Annotated in this window: 13 protein-coding genes; 5 read left to right on the top strand and 8 right to left on the bottom strand. The window is 62.3% G+C overall.

Annotation, left to right across the window (positions count from 1 at the left end):
• Window positions 1-68: 68 nt before the first annotated feature.
• Both HDG33_RS16155 and HDG33_RS16150 read right to left on the bottom strand, forming a co-directional pair.
• Window positions 69-413, bottom strand: a complete 345-nt coding sequence (locus HDG33_RS16155; protein WP_260330441.1) for a DoxX family protein — start codon at window positions 411-413, stop codon at window positions 69-71.
• A 2-nt stretch (window positions 414-415) separates the two neighbouring features.
• Entirely contained in the window at window positions 416-1,339 is a 924-nt protein-coding gene (locus HDG33_RS16150; RefSeq protein WP_184030144.1) for an NAD-dependent epimerase/dehydratase family protein, read from the bottom strand.
• A gap of 130 nt (window positions 1,340-1,469) precedes the next feature.
• Here HDG33_RS16150 and HDG33_RS16145 point away from each other — a divergent pair, with 130 nt between their 5' ends.
• Window positions 1,470-2,075 (top strand): TetR/AcrR family transcriptional regulator, encoded by a 606-nt coding sequence (locus tag HDG33_RS16145; RefSeq protein WP_184030141.1) that lies wholly within the window; start codon window positions 1,470-1,472, stop codon window positions 2,073-2,075.
• A 137-nt stretch (window positions 2,076-2,212) separates the two neighbouring features.
• On the opposite strand, the gene HDG33_RS16140 is transcribed toward HDG33_RS16145, so the two are convergent.
• Window positions 2,213-2,458, bottom strand: a complete 246-nt coding sequence (locus tag HDG33_RS16140) for a hypothetical protein (protein WP_184030138.1) — start codon at window positions 2,456-2,458, stop codon at window positions 2,213-2,215.
• Between HDG33_RS16140 and HDG33_RS16135 the strand changes: the two genes are divergently transcribed.
• A complete protein-coding gene (locus HDG33_RS16135) occupies window positions 2,450-2,767 on the top strand; it encodes a hypothetical protein (protein ID WP_090807765.1) in 318 nt (105 codons plus the stop codon). The two genes, HDG33_RS16140 and HDG33_RS16135, sit on opposite strands and share 9 nt — an antisense overlap.
• Window positions 2,768-2,836: 69 nt before the next feature.
• Complete coding sequence (locus tag HDG33_RS16130) at window positions 2,837-3,088, top strand: DUF1488 domain-containing protein (protein ID WP_184030135.1); 252 nt, start codon at window positions 2,837-2,839, stop codon at window positions 3,086-3,088.
• Window positions 3,089-3,373: 285 nt separating this feature from the next.
• On the opposite strand, the gene HDG33_RS16125 is transcribed toward HDG33_RS16130, so the two are convergent.
• Complete coding sequence (locus tag HDG33_RS16125; RefSeq protein WP_184030132.1) at window positions 3,374-7,159, bottom strand: autotransporter outer membrane beta-barrel domain-containing protein; 3,786 nt, start codon at window positions 7,157-7,159, stop codon at window positions 3,374-3,376.
• Between the two features lie 603 nt (window positions 7,160-7,762).
• The gene (locus HDG33_RS16120) at window positions 7,763-8,674 is read right to left on the bottom strand and encodes a CHAD domain-containing protein (RefSeq protein WP_184030129.1); all 912 of its coding nucleotides are present in this window, start codon (window positions 8,672-8,674) and stop codon (window positions 7,763-7,765) included.
• A gap of 242 nt (window positions 8,675-8,916) precedes the next feature.
• Here HDG33_RS16120 and HDG33_RS16115 point away from each other — a divergent pair, with 242 nt between their 5' ends.
• The gene (locus HDG33_RS16115) at window positions 8,917-9,285 is read left to right on the top strand and encodes an NUDIX hydrolase (RefSeq protein WP_184030126.1); all 369 of its coding nucleotides are present in this window, start codon (window positions 8,917-8,919) and stop codon (window positions 9,283-9,285) included.
• 103 nt (window positions 9,286-9,388) lie between these two features.
• Here the strand turns inward: HDG33_RS16115 and HDG33_RS16110 are convergent, their stop codons facing one another.
• Entirely contained in the window at window positions 9,389-10,630 is a 1,242-nt protein-coding gene (locus HDG33_RS16110; RefSeq protein ID WP_184030122.1) for a cystathionine gamma-synthase family protein, read from the bottom strand.
• 202 nt (window positions 10,631-10,832) lie between these two features.
• Here HDG33_RS16110 and HDG33_RS16105 point away from each other — a divergent pair, with 202 nt between their 5' ends.
• On the top strand, window positions 10,833-12,473 hold the full coding sequence (locus HDG33_RS16105; protein ID WP_184030120.1) for an MFS transporter: 1,641 nt from the start codon (window positions 10,833-10,835) through the stop codon (window positions 12,471-12,473).
• A gap of 10 nt (window positions 12,474-12,483) precedes the next feature.
• On the opposite strand, the gene HDG33_RS16100 is transcribed toward HDG33_RS16105, so the two are convergent.
• Both HDG33_RS16100 and HDG33_RS16095 read right to left on the bottom strand, forming a co-directional pair.
• Window positions 12,484-12,810, bottom strand: a complete 327-nt coding sequence (locus tag HDG33_RS16100; protein ID WP_260330440.1) for a hypothetical protein — start codon at window positions 12,808-12,810, stop codon at window positions 12,484-12,486.
• A 159-nt stretch (window positions 12,811-12,969) separates the two neighbouring features.
• The gene (locus tag HDG33_RS16095; protein ID WP_184031192.1) at window positions 12,970-13,965 is read right to left on the bottom strand and encodes an aldo/keto reductase; all 996 of its coding nucleotides are present in this window, start codon (window positions 13,963-13,965) and stop codon (window positions 12,970-12,972) included.
• Window positions 13,966-14,067 lie beyond the last annotated feature (102 nt).

The raw sequence follows: 14,067 nt of genomic DNA, 5'->3' as shown, positions 1-14,067 counted from the left end.
CCTGCAGCACGGATTGCCCGCACGGCCTGTTAGCGTCCCGGGCTCACTCGCCTGGTGGCAAGGAAGCCTCAACCGCGGACCGCCACAGTAACCACAATGAGAGCCGAGAAGATCAGCGCCGGGGCGAGATGCCGGAACGGTTCCCGATTTCGTAGCAACGTGAAGAGCGCACCGATCATGATCGCACCAGCCAGCGTTAGGCCTAAGACTCTGGTTTGTCGTCCAGCAAGAAGTGCCGCACTCAACAACTCGAGAGCGCCACAGAGCCACTGAAACCATGCCGGATAACCCCAGCGTGCGAAGTCGCGCTTCACCGCGCCGGGTCTTGCGAGATTGACCACCCCAGCAACCGCGAACAGAACCGCTACGATCGTCGCGAGGATCGATTCTAAAGACGCACTGTTCCACGCCATCGTCATGCTCCGTTGATTTGCTGAAAGTGTTTTTGTGCAGAGAGGTCCGCAATCAGGCCGGGACCATGGGGCTCCCACGCAAGAACTCGGCGGGCATGCTGGCCGCTTACTGCCTGGTCGAGCGCCAGTGCGTCAGCGAACAGTCCAAGCGATTTGCGAGCATCGTCGAGCGACCAGAGTTCGACGCGATCGGCGCCGACCGAGGCCCGAATCGCTTCACCCATTTCGGCAACGGCAACGGCATCTTCCGCGACCACGTTGAAGATCTGTCCCGTGACCCGATCGTCCCCGCTTGCCGCCTGCTCCACCGCGCTCAGGTAAGCCGTGGCGAGATCGTCGACGTGAACGGCAGGCCAGTGATCGCGACCATCGCCGACGACCCTCACACTGCCGGTCTGACGGACCATCCCGGCAAGCATGCCGAAGACGCCACCGCCGTAGCCGTGCACCATCCCCGGCCTGAGAATCACTGCGGCAATCGAGCGGCTCGCCGCTAGCGCCCGCACATGTTGCTCCACTGCGGGCCGCCAGGCGATGAGTGGTGTCGGGTTCAGCGCCGAAGCTTCAGTCGCGGGCTCCCCCTCCGTATTGCCGTAGACCCAGGTGCCCGACGTATAGACAAACGCCGCGCCCGGCTGCAAATGCGAAAGCATCGCTACAGCCGCAGCCTCATCAACGGCACCGGCGGAAGCATCATTGGTCGACGCCATGTGCACCACGCCCTCGGCGGCACCGGCAGTCGCAGCGAAAGACTGTGGCTCACGCAGGTCGCCGGAATGCAGTTTCACGCCGAGATCTGCCAGCGCGCTGGCAGCAGCCGACCTATCCTGGCGCACCAGCGCCGTCACCTGATGGCCGCGGCTGATTGCCTTGCGCGCGACCGCTTGCCCGATGTAGCCAGTACCACCTGTCATGAACAGTTCCATAGCGCTCTCCTCGATGATTGCCTGCAAAGTTGATAAGTCACACGAACGAGACTTGCCGGTCTCGTTTTGACAAATCTAAACGAGACTGACCAGTCTTGTCAACTACTCGGCGATCTGTTATTTATCTGGGATGAACACACCCTCTCTCCCCGACCTGAGCCCGCTGCAACGCCGTAAGCGGTCCGCCATCCTCGAAGGCGCGAGAGCCGTTTTTTTAAGCCAAGGTTTCGGCCTGGCAACAATGGACGATGTCGCCGCGGCCGCTGGCGTCGGCAAACAGACGGTCTACCGCCACTTCAAGTCGAAGGAGGCGCTCTTCGTTGGTCTGGTGAGTTCGATGTGCGCTCAGGTGGGTGGACTTCTTGCCGGGGCTCAGGACGAGCAATCCGATGGATCACCCGAAGTCGAGTTGCACGAGTTGGGGTGGTTGCTGGCACGAAGCCTTATCGTGCCGGATTACCTGCGGCTTTACCGGGCCATCGTCGCTGAGGCCGAGCGTCTTCCGGAACTCGGCCAGGTGTTTTACGAAAATGGCGCAAAGGTCGTGCGTGCCTTCGCGGCAAAAATTCTGCGAAAGCGATTTGACGAATCGACTGCTGTATTGCGGGCAGCGACATTCGTTCAGTTGGTGCTAGGCGACGCGTATCTGGAACTGTCAATTGGCTACACGGTGCCCGATGTTGAAGCGCGCTTTGCGCTGCAGATTGACGAGGCCGTGGCGGCTGCACTTCGCTAAAATGGGCCAACCCTGTCAGTTTTCCGCGTAGCGACACTCCATATCAGTTCATTTTGACGCCGCGACCAGACTAAGCGCGTATGCTGGGAATACCACCTTGTCACGCAACGCATCAGGAGCAACACCATGGCCAAGAGTCAATTACGCAGCACTCGCGAAGCGAAAAAGCCCAAGCAACCCGCGAAGCCGTCAGTGCCGGCGAAGCCGTTCAGCACGGTTCGTTCGCGGGTTGCGAACGAAGGTGTCGCCAAGAAGAAGACGTAAATCGGTTGGCCGCGGACACGCGGCACAGCGATCAAATGCAAGTTGTAACGTTCACCGCAGTAAATTGATATCTCCACGTTGAAGGCGCAAACCGCTTCGGGAGGCGCATCATGATCCATCACCACTCGGACCCCACTTTTCGTGGGCTTCCGCTCACGGCCGAGCAAGACTCGGAAATTCGTCACTACCTGAACAGGAAGGCCAAGCTGGGCAAGCCATGGAATACTCCCGAGCTGCGCGGGATGCTTGAGGACATGCTGCTGCCGCCAAGTACCGAAGACGACAGCGAGAGCGATATCCCGGGCGACGCGTCGAGCGCCGCTGAGCGCGCAGCCGCGTTCGTCGATCAGGACATGGAACCAATCGAGGCGTATGAGGAATTGCACGCCGCGATGGAAGCCGAAAGCATGAAAGGCGATCCGCACTAGCGGGAGCGCGCCGCGCAGGTAGTGAGCGTGCAACCCGGTCCATCTGAGGCGTAGAACGAAGGACGACACATGGCACTCAGTTTTTCCAACCCCAGCCGCAGCTATGATGGGATCAGGCATGGCGTGTGGTTCTGGGGATACGACAAAGCACGCGAGATTACCTTCTTTGTGGAAGACCGCGTACTGAAGCATTTCGACGCCGCCCTCGGTACTGACGAAGCCGAGGTGCTGGCCTCCTTCGACCGGAATCGCAATGAGATCCTGAAGGTCGCCATGACCCTCTATGCCGAGGGGCCGCAGACTCTCTACACGCTGCACTAAAGCTTCATCCGGTCACCCATGCTGAATGAGTTGATCCGGTTCAGGCGATCAACGCGTTTTCATACAGGCTCGATCCGCTGCCGCCGGTCGACGGCTTCCGCATCCTGAGGCTGTTTTTGATGCACTTCGGCCAGTCGCCGGGGCGATCGCTGACGACTTCTCGACCGAAGTCGACTCTTGATATCAGGACTGGCAAGGCAGTTATAAGTCTCCTTTGCCTGCCTACATTTGTGCATCCACGACCTGGAAGGTCGGGATGCAGGACACCTTGCACGTCTGGAGGCCCTACCATTGGTAGCGCGCGCCGAGATCGCCCTCGACGCCACTACGGCGGACATTGCTGTCTCCACTCACGGCGAACTGGTAGCCGAACTGTCCGTAAAGGTTCAGCCGCTCCTTGAGCCTGGCGGTGACACCGCCGGCGAGCTCCAGTCGCGTGGCCTGCACATTCAGCGGCACCCGGTCATTGGCGAAGGTCGTGGTGGCCTGGGCATTGAAATCCCGCCACAGGTTGGCACGCACATACGGCTGCCACACCGCTCCCTGGCTGCCTTCGATGGTCCACTTCCCGCGCACGCCGAGGCGGCCACTCGCGCCCGAAGTGGAGCCGAGGGAGACTTCACCCAGACCATCGTTCGCGTCGGAGAACGACACGTGCTGCCAGATGATCTGCGCTTGCGGCTCCAGCTCGAAACCCGGGCCGAGCGGCAGCGGGATCGGATAGCCCCCCTCGAGTGATGTCGCGAAGCCCGTACCCCGGACCGGCAGATTCGCAAACTGAGTGGTCGCGGAGCCGTCGTAGTGCGTACCCTGCACAACCGCATCGACGTACCAGCCGCTGGGGCCGTAGTCCGTCCAGTAGCCTCCGCCTGTATATGCATTCAGATGCATTGAGCCGGTGTGCTCCAGCGTGTATCCGGTTGCCGCTGCGTTGGTGACCAGGCCATCGACATCTGCACTGCCGTAGCCATATGCAAAGTAGACGCCTGCAGCGTCGCGATGACCGGGCCAGACGCTTCCACGCCATAGGTCGAGACCGGTCTGCACGCCTCCGACTCCGCCGCTCACGCGCGGATCGGCGTAAGCCTCGTAGCGGTTGTCGATCTGGCCGCCGAACACGCGTCCCCAGGCGGAGCTTGTCCAGCCCGAGCCGCCCGCGCCGCCGCTCTCCGTCGTGAGCGTGTCGCCAATGCGCTCATGGAGCGTCCCGAGCATCTCGACACCCATCTGCCGGGCGACCGGTTGGACTACGCCATAGGTGGCCAGTTCCGGCCCGATGATCGGGTAGACGCCTGGCGGCAGCGGATCCGGTGGGGGCTCGGTGCCAGGTCCAGTTCCCGGTTCCTCTTCGCCTCCCCCCGGTGGGGGCGGCACGACGAACGACGAGCGCAGAAACCAGTCCTCAGGATTGCTGCTGTTGAGGCCACCGCGAAACAAACGATAGTCTTCGGCGCCACCGCGCGCCTCGCCGACGAGCGAAAAGGCGTCCGACGCCGTGGTGCCACCGTTGGTTGTCTCGACGACGAGAATGCCGTTCCCCGTCGTCAACCCACCGGAGCCGCCCGCGTTCGTGATACGTACGGCTGAAGGGTCGGCGCTGCCGCCGTTGATGATGAGTCTGTCCGACGGCGAGCCATCCAGACCGAGGAAGGTGCGCAGCGCGAGCGTGCCGCCGGCACCCACGAAATTTTTGACAGTCATCGCACCGAATTGCCCTGCCGGGAGCCCGAAGCCCGGCTCAACCGTTCCCGCATTGGTGACGGTGTTCAAGTCCGTTCCTGTACCGCCCAGGGTTCCGTTCGCCTCCACATTGACCGGCGACTGCAACGAGCCGGTCAGATTGAGCACGCCATTGCGAACGTTGGTCGGACCAGTAAAGGTGTTCTGGCCGGATAACGTGAGCACGCCGTTGCCGGCCTTGGCCAGTGCCCCGCTTCCGGAGAGCACGCCGGACCATGTCGCGCCCATGCCGTTGGTGTCGATGGTCGACGTCGTGCCTCCGACCAGCGTTGCGTTGACGCCTGCGCTCAGCGCCGAACCCACCACCTGTATCGTTCCTCCACCGAGATTGAATGCATAGGTGCCACCCAGATTGTTGAAGTCGCCGAACAGCGAGCTTCCGCCGATCTGCAGTGTGCCGCCCGACAGGTTATACGTGCCGTTGCCGGCCGCCGCGAGGAACAGTCTCGACGCGCTGCCGATTGCAAGGGTACCGCCGGTCTGGTTGATCGTACCGGTGCCCTGGCTACCCGTGGACGTGACGTTCGAGCCGATGAACAGCGTCCCATTAGCCACGTTGAAGGTGCCGCCGCTCAGGTTGAGCGTGCCGCTGCTCGGGTTGCCTTGCGTATTGCGGCCGAGCGTCATGAAGTCGGTGGTGCTGTTGCCGAATGTGACCGTTCCGCCCGCCAGGTTGTAGGTGCCCGTACCGCCCTGGTTGCCGATGTTCAGCGACACCGGCGTGCCCGGCATACCGAAGACGACGTTGCCCGCGGTCTGCGTAACCGTGCCCGTGCCGCCGAAGTCGCCGACCTGGAGCGCGGAGTTGAACGTTAGCGTGCCGCCGCTCACGTTCAACGTGCCAGACGACGTCGATCCGGGGACCTGCGTCGCGAGGGTATTGCCGAGGCCCAGCGAAAGATAGTCGATCGCGGTGCTGCCGCTGGAGACCGCTAGTCCACCGCCCACTACAAAAGCCGAGCCGCCCTGAATCCGCGCACCGTTGATCGTGAACGTCCCTGCGCCAGTCTTGACGAAGATGCCGTGCAGCGCGTCGCTCGCCGTGCCGGCATTGATGATCGTGCCGGAGAAGCTGGTGCTCGTGTTATCGGTGCCAACCACCAGTATGTTCGTGCCGTCGATCACGGTGCCGCTGCCCGACAGGTTCGGCAGCGGCACGACGCCCGTCGCGACCCCCGGAATCGGAGTGCTTGTGACGCCCGAAATATCGAAGGTGCCGTTGTCTAACATCCCACTGGTCAAATTGATGCTGCCGCTTCCCGTCAGCGCCAGCGTGCCGGCAGAGATGGTCGTCATGCCGGTATAGGTATTCGCATTGGTCAGCGTGAGCACGCCGTTGCCGGCCTTGGCCAGTGTCCCGCTTCCGGAGAGCACGCCGGACCAAGTCGCGCCCATGCCGTTGGTGTCGATGGTCGACGTCGTGCCTCCGACCAGCGTTGCGTTGACGCCTGCGCTCAGCGCCGAACCCACCACCTGTATCGTTCCTCCACCGAGATTGAATGCATAGGTGCCACCCAGATTGTTGAAGTCGCCGAACAGCGAGCTTCCGCCAATCTGCAGTGTGCCGCCCGACAGGTTATACGTGCCGTTGCCGGCCGCCGCGAGGAACAGTCTCGACGCGCTGCCGATTGCAAGGGTACCGCCGGTCTGGTTGATCGTACCGGTGCCCTGGCTACCCGTGGACGTGACGTTCGAGCCGATGAACAGCGTCCCGTTAGCCACGTTGAAGGTGCCGCCGCTCAGATTGAGCGTGCCGCTGCTCGGGTTGCCTTGCGTATTGCGGCCGAGCGTCATGAAGTCGGTGGTGCTGTTGCCGAATGTGACCGTTCCGCCCGCCAGGTTGTAGGTGCCCGTACCGCCCTGGTTGCCGATGTTCAGCGACACCGGCGTGCCCGGCATACCGAAGACGACGTTGCCCGCGGTCTGCGTAACCGTGCCCGTGCCGCCGAAGTCGCCGACCTGGAGCGCGGAGTTGAACGTTAGCGTGCCGCCGCTCACGTTCAACGTGCCAGACGACGTCGATCCGGGAAGAGTTGGGGCATTGCCCAGGCCCAGCGAAAGATAGTCGATGGCGGCGTCGCTGCTCGTCGCCGCCAGTCCACCGCCAATCACGAATGCGGAGCCCCCCCGGATCCTTGCGCCGTCGATCGTCAGTGTTCCGCCGCCCGTTTTGACAAACTGGCCTTGTTGCGACGTTGGATCGCTCGCAACGCCAGCATTGTTGATCGTGCCGGAGAAGCTGGTGCTCGTGTTATCGGTGCCAACGAACAGGACGTTGTTGGCGGGGGTGTCGATCGTTTCGCTCCCGGAGAGATTGGGTCGTTCAGTCACCGTCTGCTGCGCCAATGCCGGCACGGGTGCCAGGCCCATGAGCCATATGGCATGGAGGATGCAGAAAGAGTTGAGTTGCTGATGCCGCGTCGTCAGCGGAATCGTCAATCGACCGCGCGCGCCGCCGGCCAACGTGCTTAACGATGCGCGATGAATCGCTCTTGCCGCCACGACGACCCTCCGTTACCTGCCGGTGGAAGTTTGCCAGGTCAAGCGAGCTTGACTTCGGGAGACCGACCCATCGACGTTGACTTTGGAAAGCATCTCCCCGAACAGTCGTTGCCTTACTGGTTGTGCGCACGCGATTGAGTTGTTGCCAAGTTCTGCTAAGAGTAGGTAGGCAGATTGATTTGTCAAGAATTAGCCTGGAAGGCTTCGATTGCGGTCCAGTCATGCGAGTTACCAACGGCTCGCCACCCGAGAAAAGCGCCTGAGCATATCGTCGTGTCCCGATTGGATCTCCGCTTTCCAGATTGCCACTGACGTTTGACTGTCCCGGCGATGCTTCCAATGAGCGGCTCCTCGCGGCCGGGCGCAGCCGTTTATCAACTGCGCGACAAGCCGGTAATACTTCGGCATCCACACAGTCAGATCGCGCCCGCCTCAGTTAGAGATGCCTCGGACCCGCCGCGATGCCGCCCGCATCCGTTGGGACTTCTGTTTTTCCAACCATTGCAGCGATTCCCGCACGACCTCGGGCGGAACCTCATTGAATGATGCGCTGCGAATCAGCGCCTCGCTTGCGGCAATGTCGTTGAACTGCCCCAGCTTGTTCTGCACGGATGTCAATTCCTTGACGGTGCGACCGTGTCCGCCTTTGATAACGGGTTGAAAAAACTCCAGCAGGTACCTCAGTTTTTTGCCTGCCTTTCGAACGTCGTGAAGATCCTCCTCGTGGGTGTCCTCGCTGCGTGCAGCGCGTCTGCTTCGCTTTTGAAGTGCACGCCGCGCTAGACGGACACGCTTCTCGGCGAACGCCTGAATGGGTAGATTGTCGCAACGCGACAGCAGGGTGGTTTGCGCGCGAAGCAGGACATCGTTCAGAAACGCCTCGACATCGTCGCTTTTGATCATCGTCCGGCTATGCACCACCGCCTGCGCGCGCTTCTCGCGCGCCGCGGTAACCAGCAGTTCGATCGAGGCGCCGGACTCCTTGGCGGCTCTCAGCAGATCGCCTGCTATGTCCCAGTCACGGGTTCGGCCTGCCACGGCCGCAAGACGCTTGAATTCTTCGGTGGCTTGCGCGGTCGATTCCTCCCCGAGGTATGGAGAGTACGCCCAGTACAAAGCCCGAAGCTTTCTGAAAGCGACGCGAAGCTGATGAAACCCTTCTGCATCGCTCTGCGTGGATAGCTCTCTTGCCCTTTGCACGGCTTCGGCCACCACTGGCGCCGCCAGCGACGAGAAGGTACTGGCGACGGAACTCGTTTTTGAAAGTGATGAACCGGCCGTCCGGCGGTTGACTTTGAAGAGAGTGTTTGGCCGTGGCAAGGACCAGTCACCATCCATATCCATTGCAGCCTCGAGTCGAATAGAAAATCCATTTGCCGAGACCTTACCATAGCGACCCTCTAGCGCCGAGATTGTGACGCGGTGATGACATGCTTTAAGCTGCCGCGCGTCCGCTGTCCTCGCTTCGAAACATTACCGGCTTCTGCTGTTCTGTATTAGGATGCTCAACTATGTCTGGCAACGCCCGATACGCCGCCGTGTGGTGCGCGTCTTGAGAGTATCTGGGGCATAAGTGGGAGTTCGGTTTGAAAAAACGCGCCACCGTGATCTGTCGCAGAGGTAAGCGAATCCTTCTGGTCGCACGTAGTCAAGCAAAGTGGGCTTTACCGGGCGGGATCCTCAAGCGTGGAGAACATCGCACGGACGCCGCACTTCGGGAACTCAAGGAAGAAACTCAACTATCCGGCAAGTCGGCCAAGCATCTCTTCGACTTCCGTGGCAAGCAGAAGCACCATCACGTGTTTTCCTGCGACATCCCGAATCGGGCCAAAGCTCGCCCGAGTAACGAAATAGCCAGGTGTCGCTGGGTTCACATGGACGAGATCCGTCGCCTCATGACCAGCGGGCCGACGACCGATATCGTGAAGCTCATGTATCAGCGGCGCAGGAAGTAGCCCAGACCTTCAACTGATACCCCGGCGTCCGATTGCACTGCCAGGAACTAAACAAGCGAGGCCGGCGCACCAGCCTCGCTCAGAATTTCGAAAGCCCGAAAAACTACGCCGCGAACTTGAGCGCCTGTGCGAAATCCGCAATCAGGTCGTCGATATCCTCGATGCCCGCGGACAGTCGCAGCATGCCGTCGGAAATGCCCATCGCCTTGCGCGTTTCCGGCCCGGCTTCGAAAAAGATCGTCGGCGCGACGGGAATGATCAGCGTGCGCGTGTCGCCGAGACCGGTCGCCTTGACCGGCAGCTTGAGCGCGTTGACGACTTCGACCATGCGATCCACGTTGAGTAATTCGAACGACAACAGCCAGGATGCGCCCTTGAACAGCGTCTGTGCGATCTCGTATTGCGGATGGCTCTTCAGGCCAGGATAGAACACGTTGCCGATCGCTTCGTGCCCTTCGAGAAACTGCGCGAGCGCGAGCGCATTGTCGCTACTTTGCTTCACGCGCAAGGCGAGCGTTTCCGCGCCCATCGCGATCGAGTGCGCCTGCTCGGACGACAATGCCGCGCCCATGTCTCGCAGGCCTTTCTTGCGGATCTGCAGCAGCCCCTGATCCTTCGCCGCCGAACGCCGATAGTCGTCGGCGATGTTCGGATACGCGCTCCAGTCGAACAGACCGGTATCCGTCACCGCGCCGCCGAGCGCGGCGCCATGACCCGCGATAGTCTTCGTCAGCGAGTTGATGACGAGGCTCGCGCCGACCGCCTTTGGCTTGAACAATGCGGGCGAGGTAATCGTGTTATCGACGAAGTACACGATGCCGCGCTCACGGCACACGTCACCGATACCTTGCAGGTCGGGAATCTGCGTGCCCGGATTCGCGATGGTTTCGACGAACACCATGCGCGTATTCGGCCGGATTGCGTTCTTCACGTCGTCGACGTTGCATGCGTCGACGGTCGTGACTTCGATGCCGAGCGCCCGCAACGTGCCGAACAGACTGTTGGTGTTGCCGAACACGTAACGGCTCGACACGAGATGATCGCCCGCGCGCAGCAGCGTGAGGAACGTCGCGGTGATGCCGGCCATGCCTGTGCTGAAGCAGATGGTGCCGACGCCTTCTTCGAGGCTGGTGATCTTGCGCTCGAGCGCGGCGGTGGTGGGCGTGCCCTGCCGTGCGTAATTGAAGCCGCCTTTCTTCGTGCCCTGGAACACGCCGATCAGGTCCTCGACGCGCTCGAAACCATATTGCACGGACGTATGAACTGGCTGACGCAAGGCACCGTGCTCGGTGCCCGCAATTCTGTCGCCGTGAACGATGCCAGTGGTGAAACCTTGCTTGTCCATTCCTTCTCCGCTTTTTTAGATCGATTGCTTCCAACCGATTATCGCCTGTAACCGCTCGCCGGCGAAGTCCTTGGCGTCCCGTCCGGCGGCGCGGGACACCCCGTATGGGCAAAACCCGCTCCGCGATGTTGCGCTTCGGGGTTGACTAGCCGCGGTGGCACGAACAGGCTCTAGGTCTTCATCGACCAGCACGGGAGCGAACGTGGCCGACCCTGATCATCCTGGTAGCAAGCCGAGGACGGCGCACATCATCGCCGCGCAGGCGAGCCCGTGCGACGAGCTCGTCATCCGCACGCAGCCCATCACGACCGGCCGCCCGTGCCAGCGCAAGCGCCTCGCGCTGGCCGCGACGATCGGTGGTTCGAGCATGGCGTTCATCGATGGCTCCGTCGTCAACGTCGCGCTGCCGGCCATTCAGAGCGAACTCGGCGCGAGCGTCGCGGCGATGCAGTGGGTCGTCAACGCGTATCTGCTGTTTCTCGGCTCGCTCGTGCTGGTCGGCGGATCGATGGGCGACAAGCTCGGCCGGCGCACGGTGTTCATCGCGGGCGTCGCGCTTTTCACGCTGGCGTCGGCCGCTTGCGGGTTGGCACCGAATGCGTTTGCGCTGGTCGCCGCGCGCGCGGTTCAAGGCATCGGCGCGTCACTGCTGGTACCCAGCAGTCTCGCGATCATCGGCGCAGTGTTCGACGACGCAGAGCGCGGACGGGCAATCGGCACCTGGGCGGGCGTCGGCGCGATCACGTCGGCCGTGGGGCCGGTGGCGGGCGGCTGGCTCGTCGACGCGTGGTCGTGGCGCGCGATCTTCTTCCTGAACGTCCCGCTCGCGGCGCTGACGATCGCGCTCGCCATATCGGCGGTGCCCAACAGCCACGGGGCCGATGCGCCTGGACAGCTCGACTGGCCCGGCGCACTATGCGCGGCCACGGGCCTCGCCGCGCTGACGTTCGGCCTGACCGAAGCATCGGCGCGTGGCTTCGCGCATCCGCTCGTATTCTGTGCGATTGGCGCCGGCGTGCTGATGCTCGCCGCATTCGTGACCATTGAGGCGCGCAGCCCCAACCCGATGATGCCGCTCGACCTGTTTCGCTCGCGCGACTTCGCCGGCGCCAACCTCGTCACACTGCTGCTTTACTTCGGCCTTGGCGGCACGTTCTTCTTCCTGCCGTTCACGTTGATCCGCGCGCACGGGTACACCGCGACCGAAGCGGGGGCGGCGCTGTTGCCGGTGCCTTTCATCATCGGTTTGCTATCGCGCTTCACTGGCGGTCTGACTAGCCGCTTCGGTTCGCGCACGCTGCTGACCGTCGGCCCGGGCGTCGCCGGAGTCGGGTTCACGTTGCTGGCGCTGCCGTTCGTGCGCGGGAGCTATTGGGCTGAATTCTTCCCCGCGCTCGTCGTGCTCGGGCTCGGCATGACGATCACCGTCGCGCCGCTTACCACGACCGTGATGGGCGCGGTGCCGAGCGACCGCACAGGCGTGGCGTCCGGCATCAATAACGCCGTTGCGCGCGTGGCGGGCCTGCTGGCGATTGCGGTGCTCGGCATCGTATTCGTGTGGTCGCACCACGCGGCGCTATCGGCGCGCCTCGACGAACTGCATGTACCGCAAGATACGCGCCAGATCGGGCAATTGCTGGTGCCGGTCGAGCAAGCGGGAGGGGCGGCGGGCGACTCGCATACGCCGCGCGAGACATCTGTGGCGCGCGCGCAAGCCGATGCGATGACCGACGCGCTGCGGGCCGTCGCGCTCGTCTGCGCCGCGTGTGCGTTCGTCGGAGCGGGGCTTGCGATGGCCACCATCCAGCCGCTGAAACGGCCGGCGGTGGCGCGCCCGGAGTGAGAAACGAAACTCAGTGGTGAACAGGCCGCACCGGGGACCCCGTCGGCCGGATCACCGCGGCCGCTCGCGCCTCGATTCTTGCCGCCGACGAAGTCGGTTGATGTGGCGCGCTGTCGTACCCGTTCATTTGTTCATCGACGACGAAATCCGCGACTCTCATCGCGTCCATCGAGTTGCCGTCCACGTCGTTCCACTCGCGAATCGCGCGATTGACCTTGGTTAGTGCGGTGACAGCAAGCAGTATGGCGTCGGTCTCGGTGATCTTGCCTTCGAGATCATCTACGAGGTAGTCCGCAACACGTAGAGCCGCGCCGATCAGATTGCTGTCGTCGCTCAAGTCCGTCAGTACCGCATGAACCACTGCGAGGCAAGCATCTTTGCGTGCAAGTGCGATGTCTGTCATGAGGTTCTCCAGAGTCTAGGTGCAAACACAATTTATTCCGGGTGCTCCCTGCATGTCGAATGCGCCCACCGCGAAGCCGCCACCGCGTTGCCTTTACCAGCGCTGGTGGACGTGCGGCGCGATATGGCGCTGATACACATCCCGGACCCGTTGCATTATCTCGTCGGACAGCGGCGCGAGGCTCGCGGCCGAGACGTTCGACGCCGCCTGGGCCGAGTTTTTACTGCCCGGGATGATGACGGAGATGGCATCCTCCATCAGGATCCAGCGCAGAGCCAGTTGCGCCATGGAGGCGTTCACGGGTACCAGGCCGCGCAGTTCGTCGACCGCTTGCAACGCGACGTCGTAGGGCACGCCGGAGAACGTTTCGCCGACGTCGAACGCCTCGCCATGCCGATTGAATGCACGATGGTCGTCTGATGCAAAAGTCGAATCCGCGGACATCTTGCCCGTGAGCATGCCGCTGGCCAGAGGCACTCGCGCGATGACCGCAACGTCTTTCTTTTGCGCTTGCCTGAAGAACAGATCGGATGGACGCTGACGGAACATGTTGTAGATGATCTGCACCGAAACTACGTTCGGATATTCGATCGCCTTCAGCGCTTCTTCCACCTTTTCGACCGACACGCCGTAGTAGCGGATCTTGCCGGCGGCGACGAAGTCGTCCATTGCGTCGAACACCTCGGGACGGTAGTAAACCTCCGTCGGCGGGCAATGCAACTGGACCAGGTCGAGCGTGTCGACGCCGAGATTCGAGCGACTCCGCTCGATGAAAGCTTCGAGCTCGCGCTTGTTCAGATAGCCGCTGGTCACATGCGGGTCGAGTCGGCGCCCGAGCTTGGTGGCGACAATCGGACGTTCGCCGCCTCGTTGCCGCAGCACGTCGCGGATGATCCGTTCGGAGCGACCGTCGCCGTAGACATCGGCCGTGTCGATGAACGTGACACCGTTATCGAGCGCGGCATTCAGCGCGGCCTTGGCGTCATCTTCCGCAACACTGCCCCACGAGCCGCCGATCGCCCATGCCCCAAAACCGATTTCCGACACATTCCAGCCGGTACGACCAAATTTTCTCGTCGAAAGCGTCATTTGGATGCTCATCCTCTGTTTTTTTGCGAAGTTGCGTCGCAGGTGGTTCATGACCCTTGCGGGAGCGCCGGCGACCTTTGTACATAGTGTAGCAAGCGGACA

The sequence above is a fragment of the Paraburkholderia sp. Cpub6 genome, assembly GCF_014201065.1.
GTDB classification, from domain to species: domain Bacteria; phylum Pseudomonadota; class Gammaproteobacteria; order Burkholderiales; family Burkholderiaceae; genus Paraburkholderia; species Paraburkholderia tuberum.
This window is presented reverse-complemented; position numbering and strand designations above follow the sequence as displayed.

Coding starts and splice junctions, on each gene's coding strand:
- HDG33_RS16155 (WP_260330441.1), bottom strand. CDS start 413: ATGGCGTGGAACAGTGCGTCTTTAGAATCGATCCTCGCGACGATCGTA.
- HDG33_RS16150 (WP_184030144.1), bottom strand. CDS start 1,339: ATGGAACTGTTCATGACAGGTGGTACTGGCTACATCGGGCAAGCGGTC.
- HDG33_RS16145 (WP_184030141.1), top strand. CDS start 1,470: ATGAACACACCCTCTCTCCCCGACCTGAGCCCGCTGCAACGCCGTAAG.
- HDG33_RS16135 (WP_090807765.1), top strand. CDS start 2,450: ATGATCCATCACCACTCGGACCCCACTTTTCGTGGGCTTCCGCTCACG.
- HDG33_RS16140 (WP_184030138.1), bottom strand. CDS start 2,458: ATGGATCATGATGCGCCTCCCGAAGCGGTTTGCGCCTTCAACGTGGAG.
- HDG33_RS16130 (WP_184030135.1), top strand. CDS start 2,837: ATGGCACTCAGTTTTTCCAACCCCAGCCGCAGCTATGATGGGATCAGG.
- HDG33_RS16120 (WP_184030129.1), bottom strand. CDS start 8,674: ATGGATATGGATGGTGACTGGTCCTTGCCACGGCCAAACACTCTCTTC.
- HDG33_RS16110 (WP_184030122.1), bottom strand. CDS start 10,630: ATGGACAAGCAAGGTTTCACCACTGGCATCGTTCACGGCGACAGAATT.
- HDG33_RS16095 (WP_184031192.1), bottom strand. CDS start 13,965: ATGACGCTTTCGACGAGAAAATTTGGTCGTACCGGCTGGAATGTGTCG.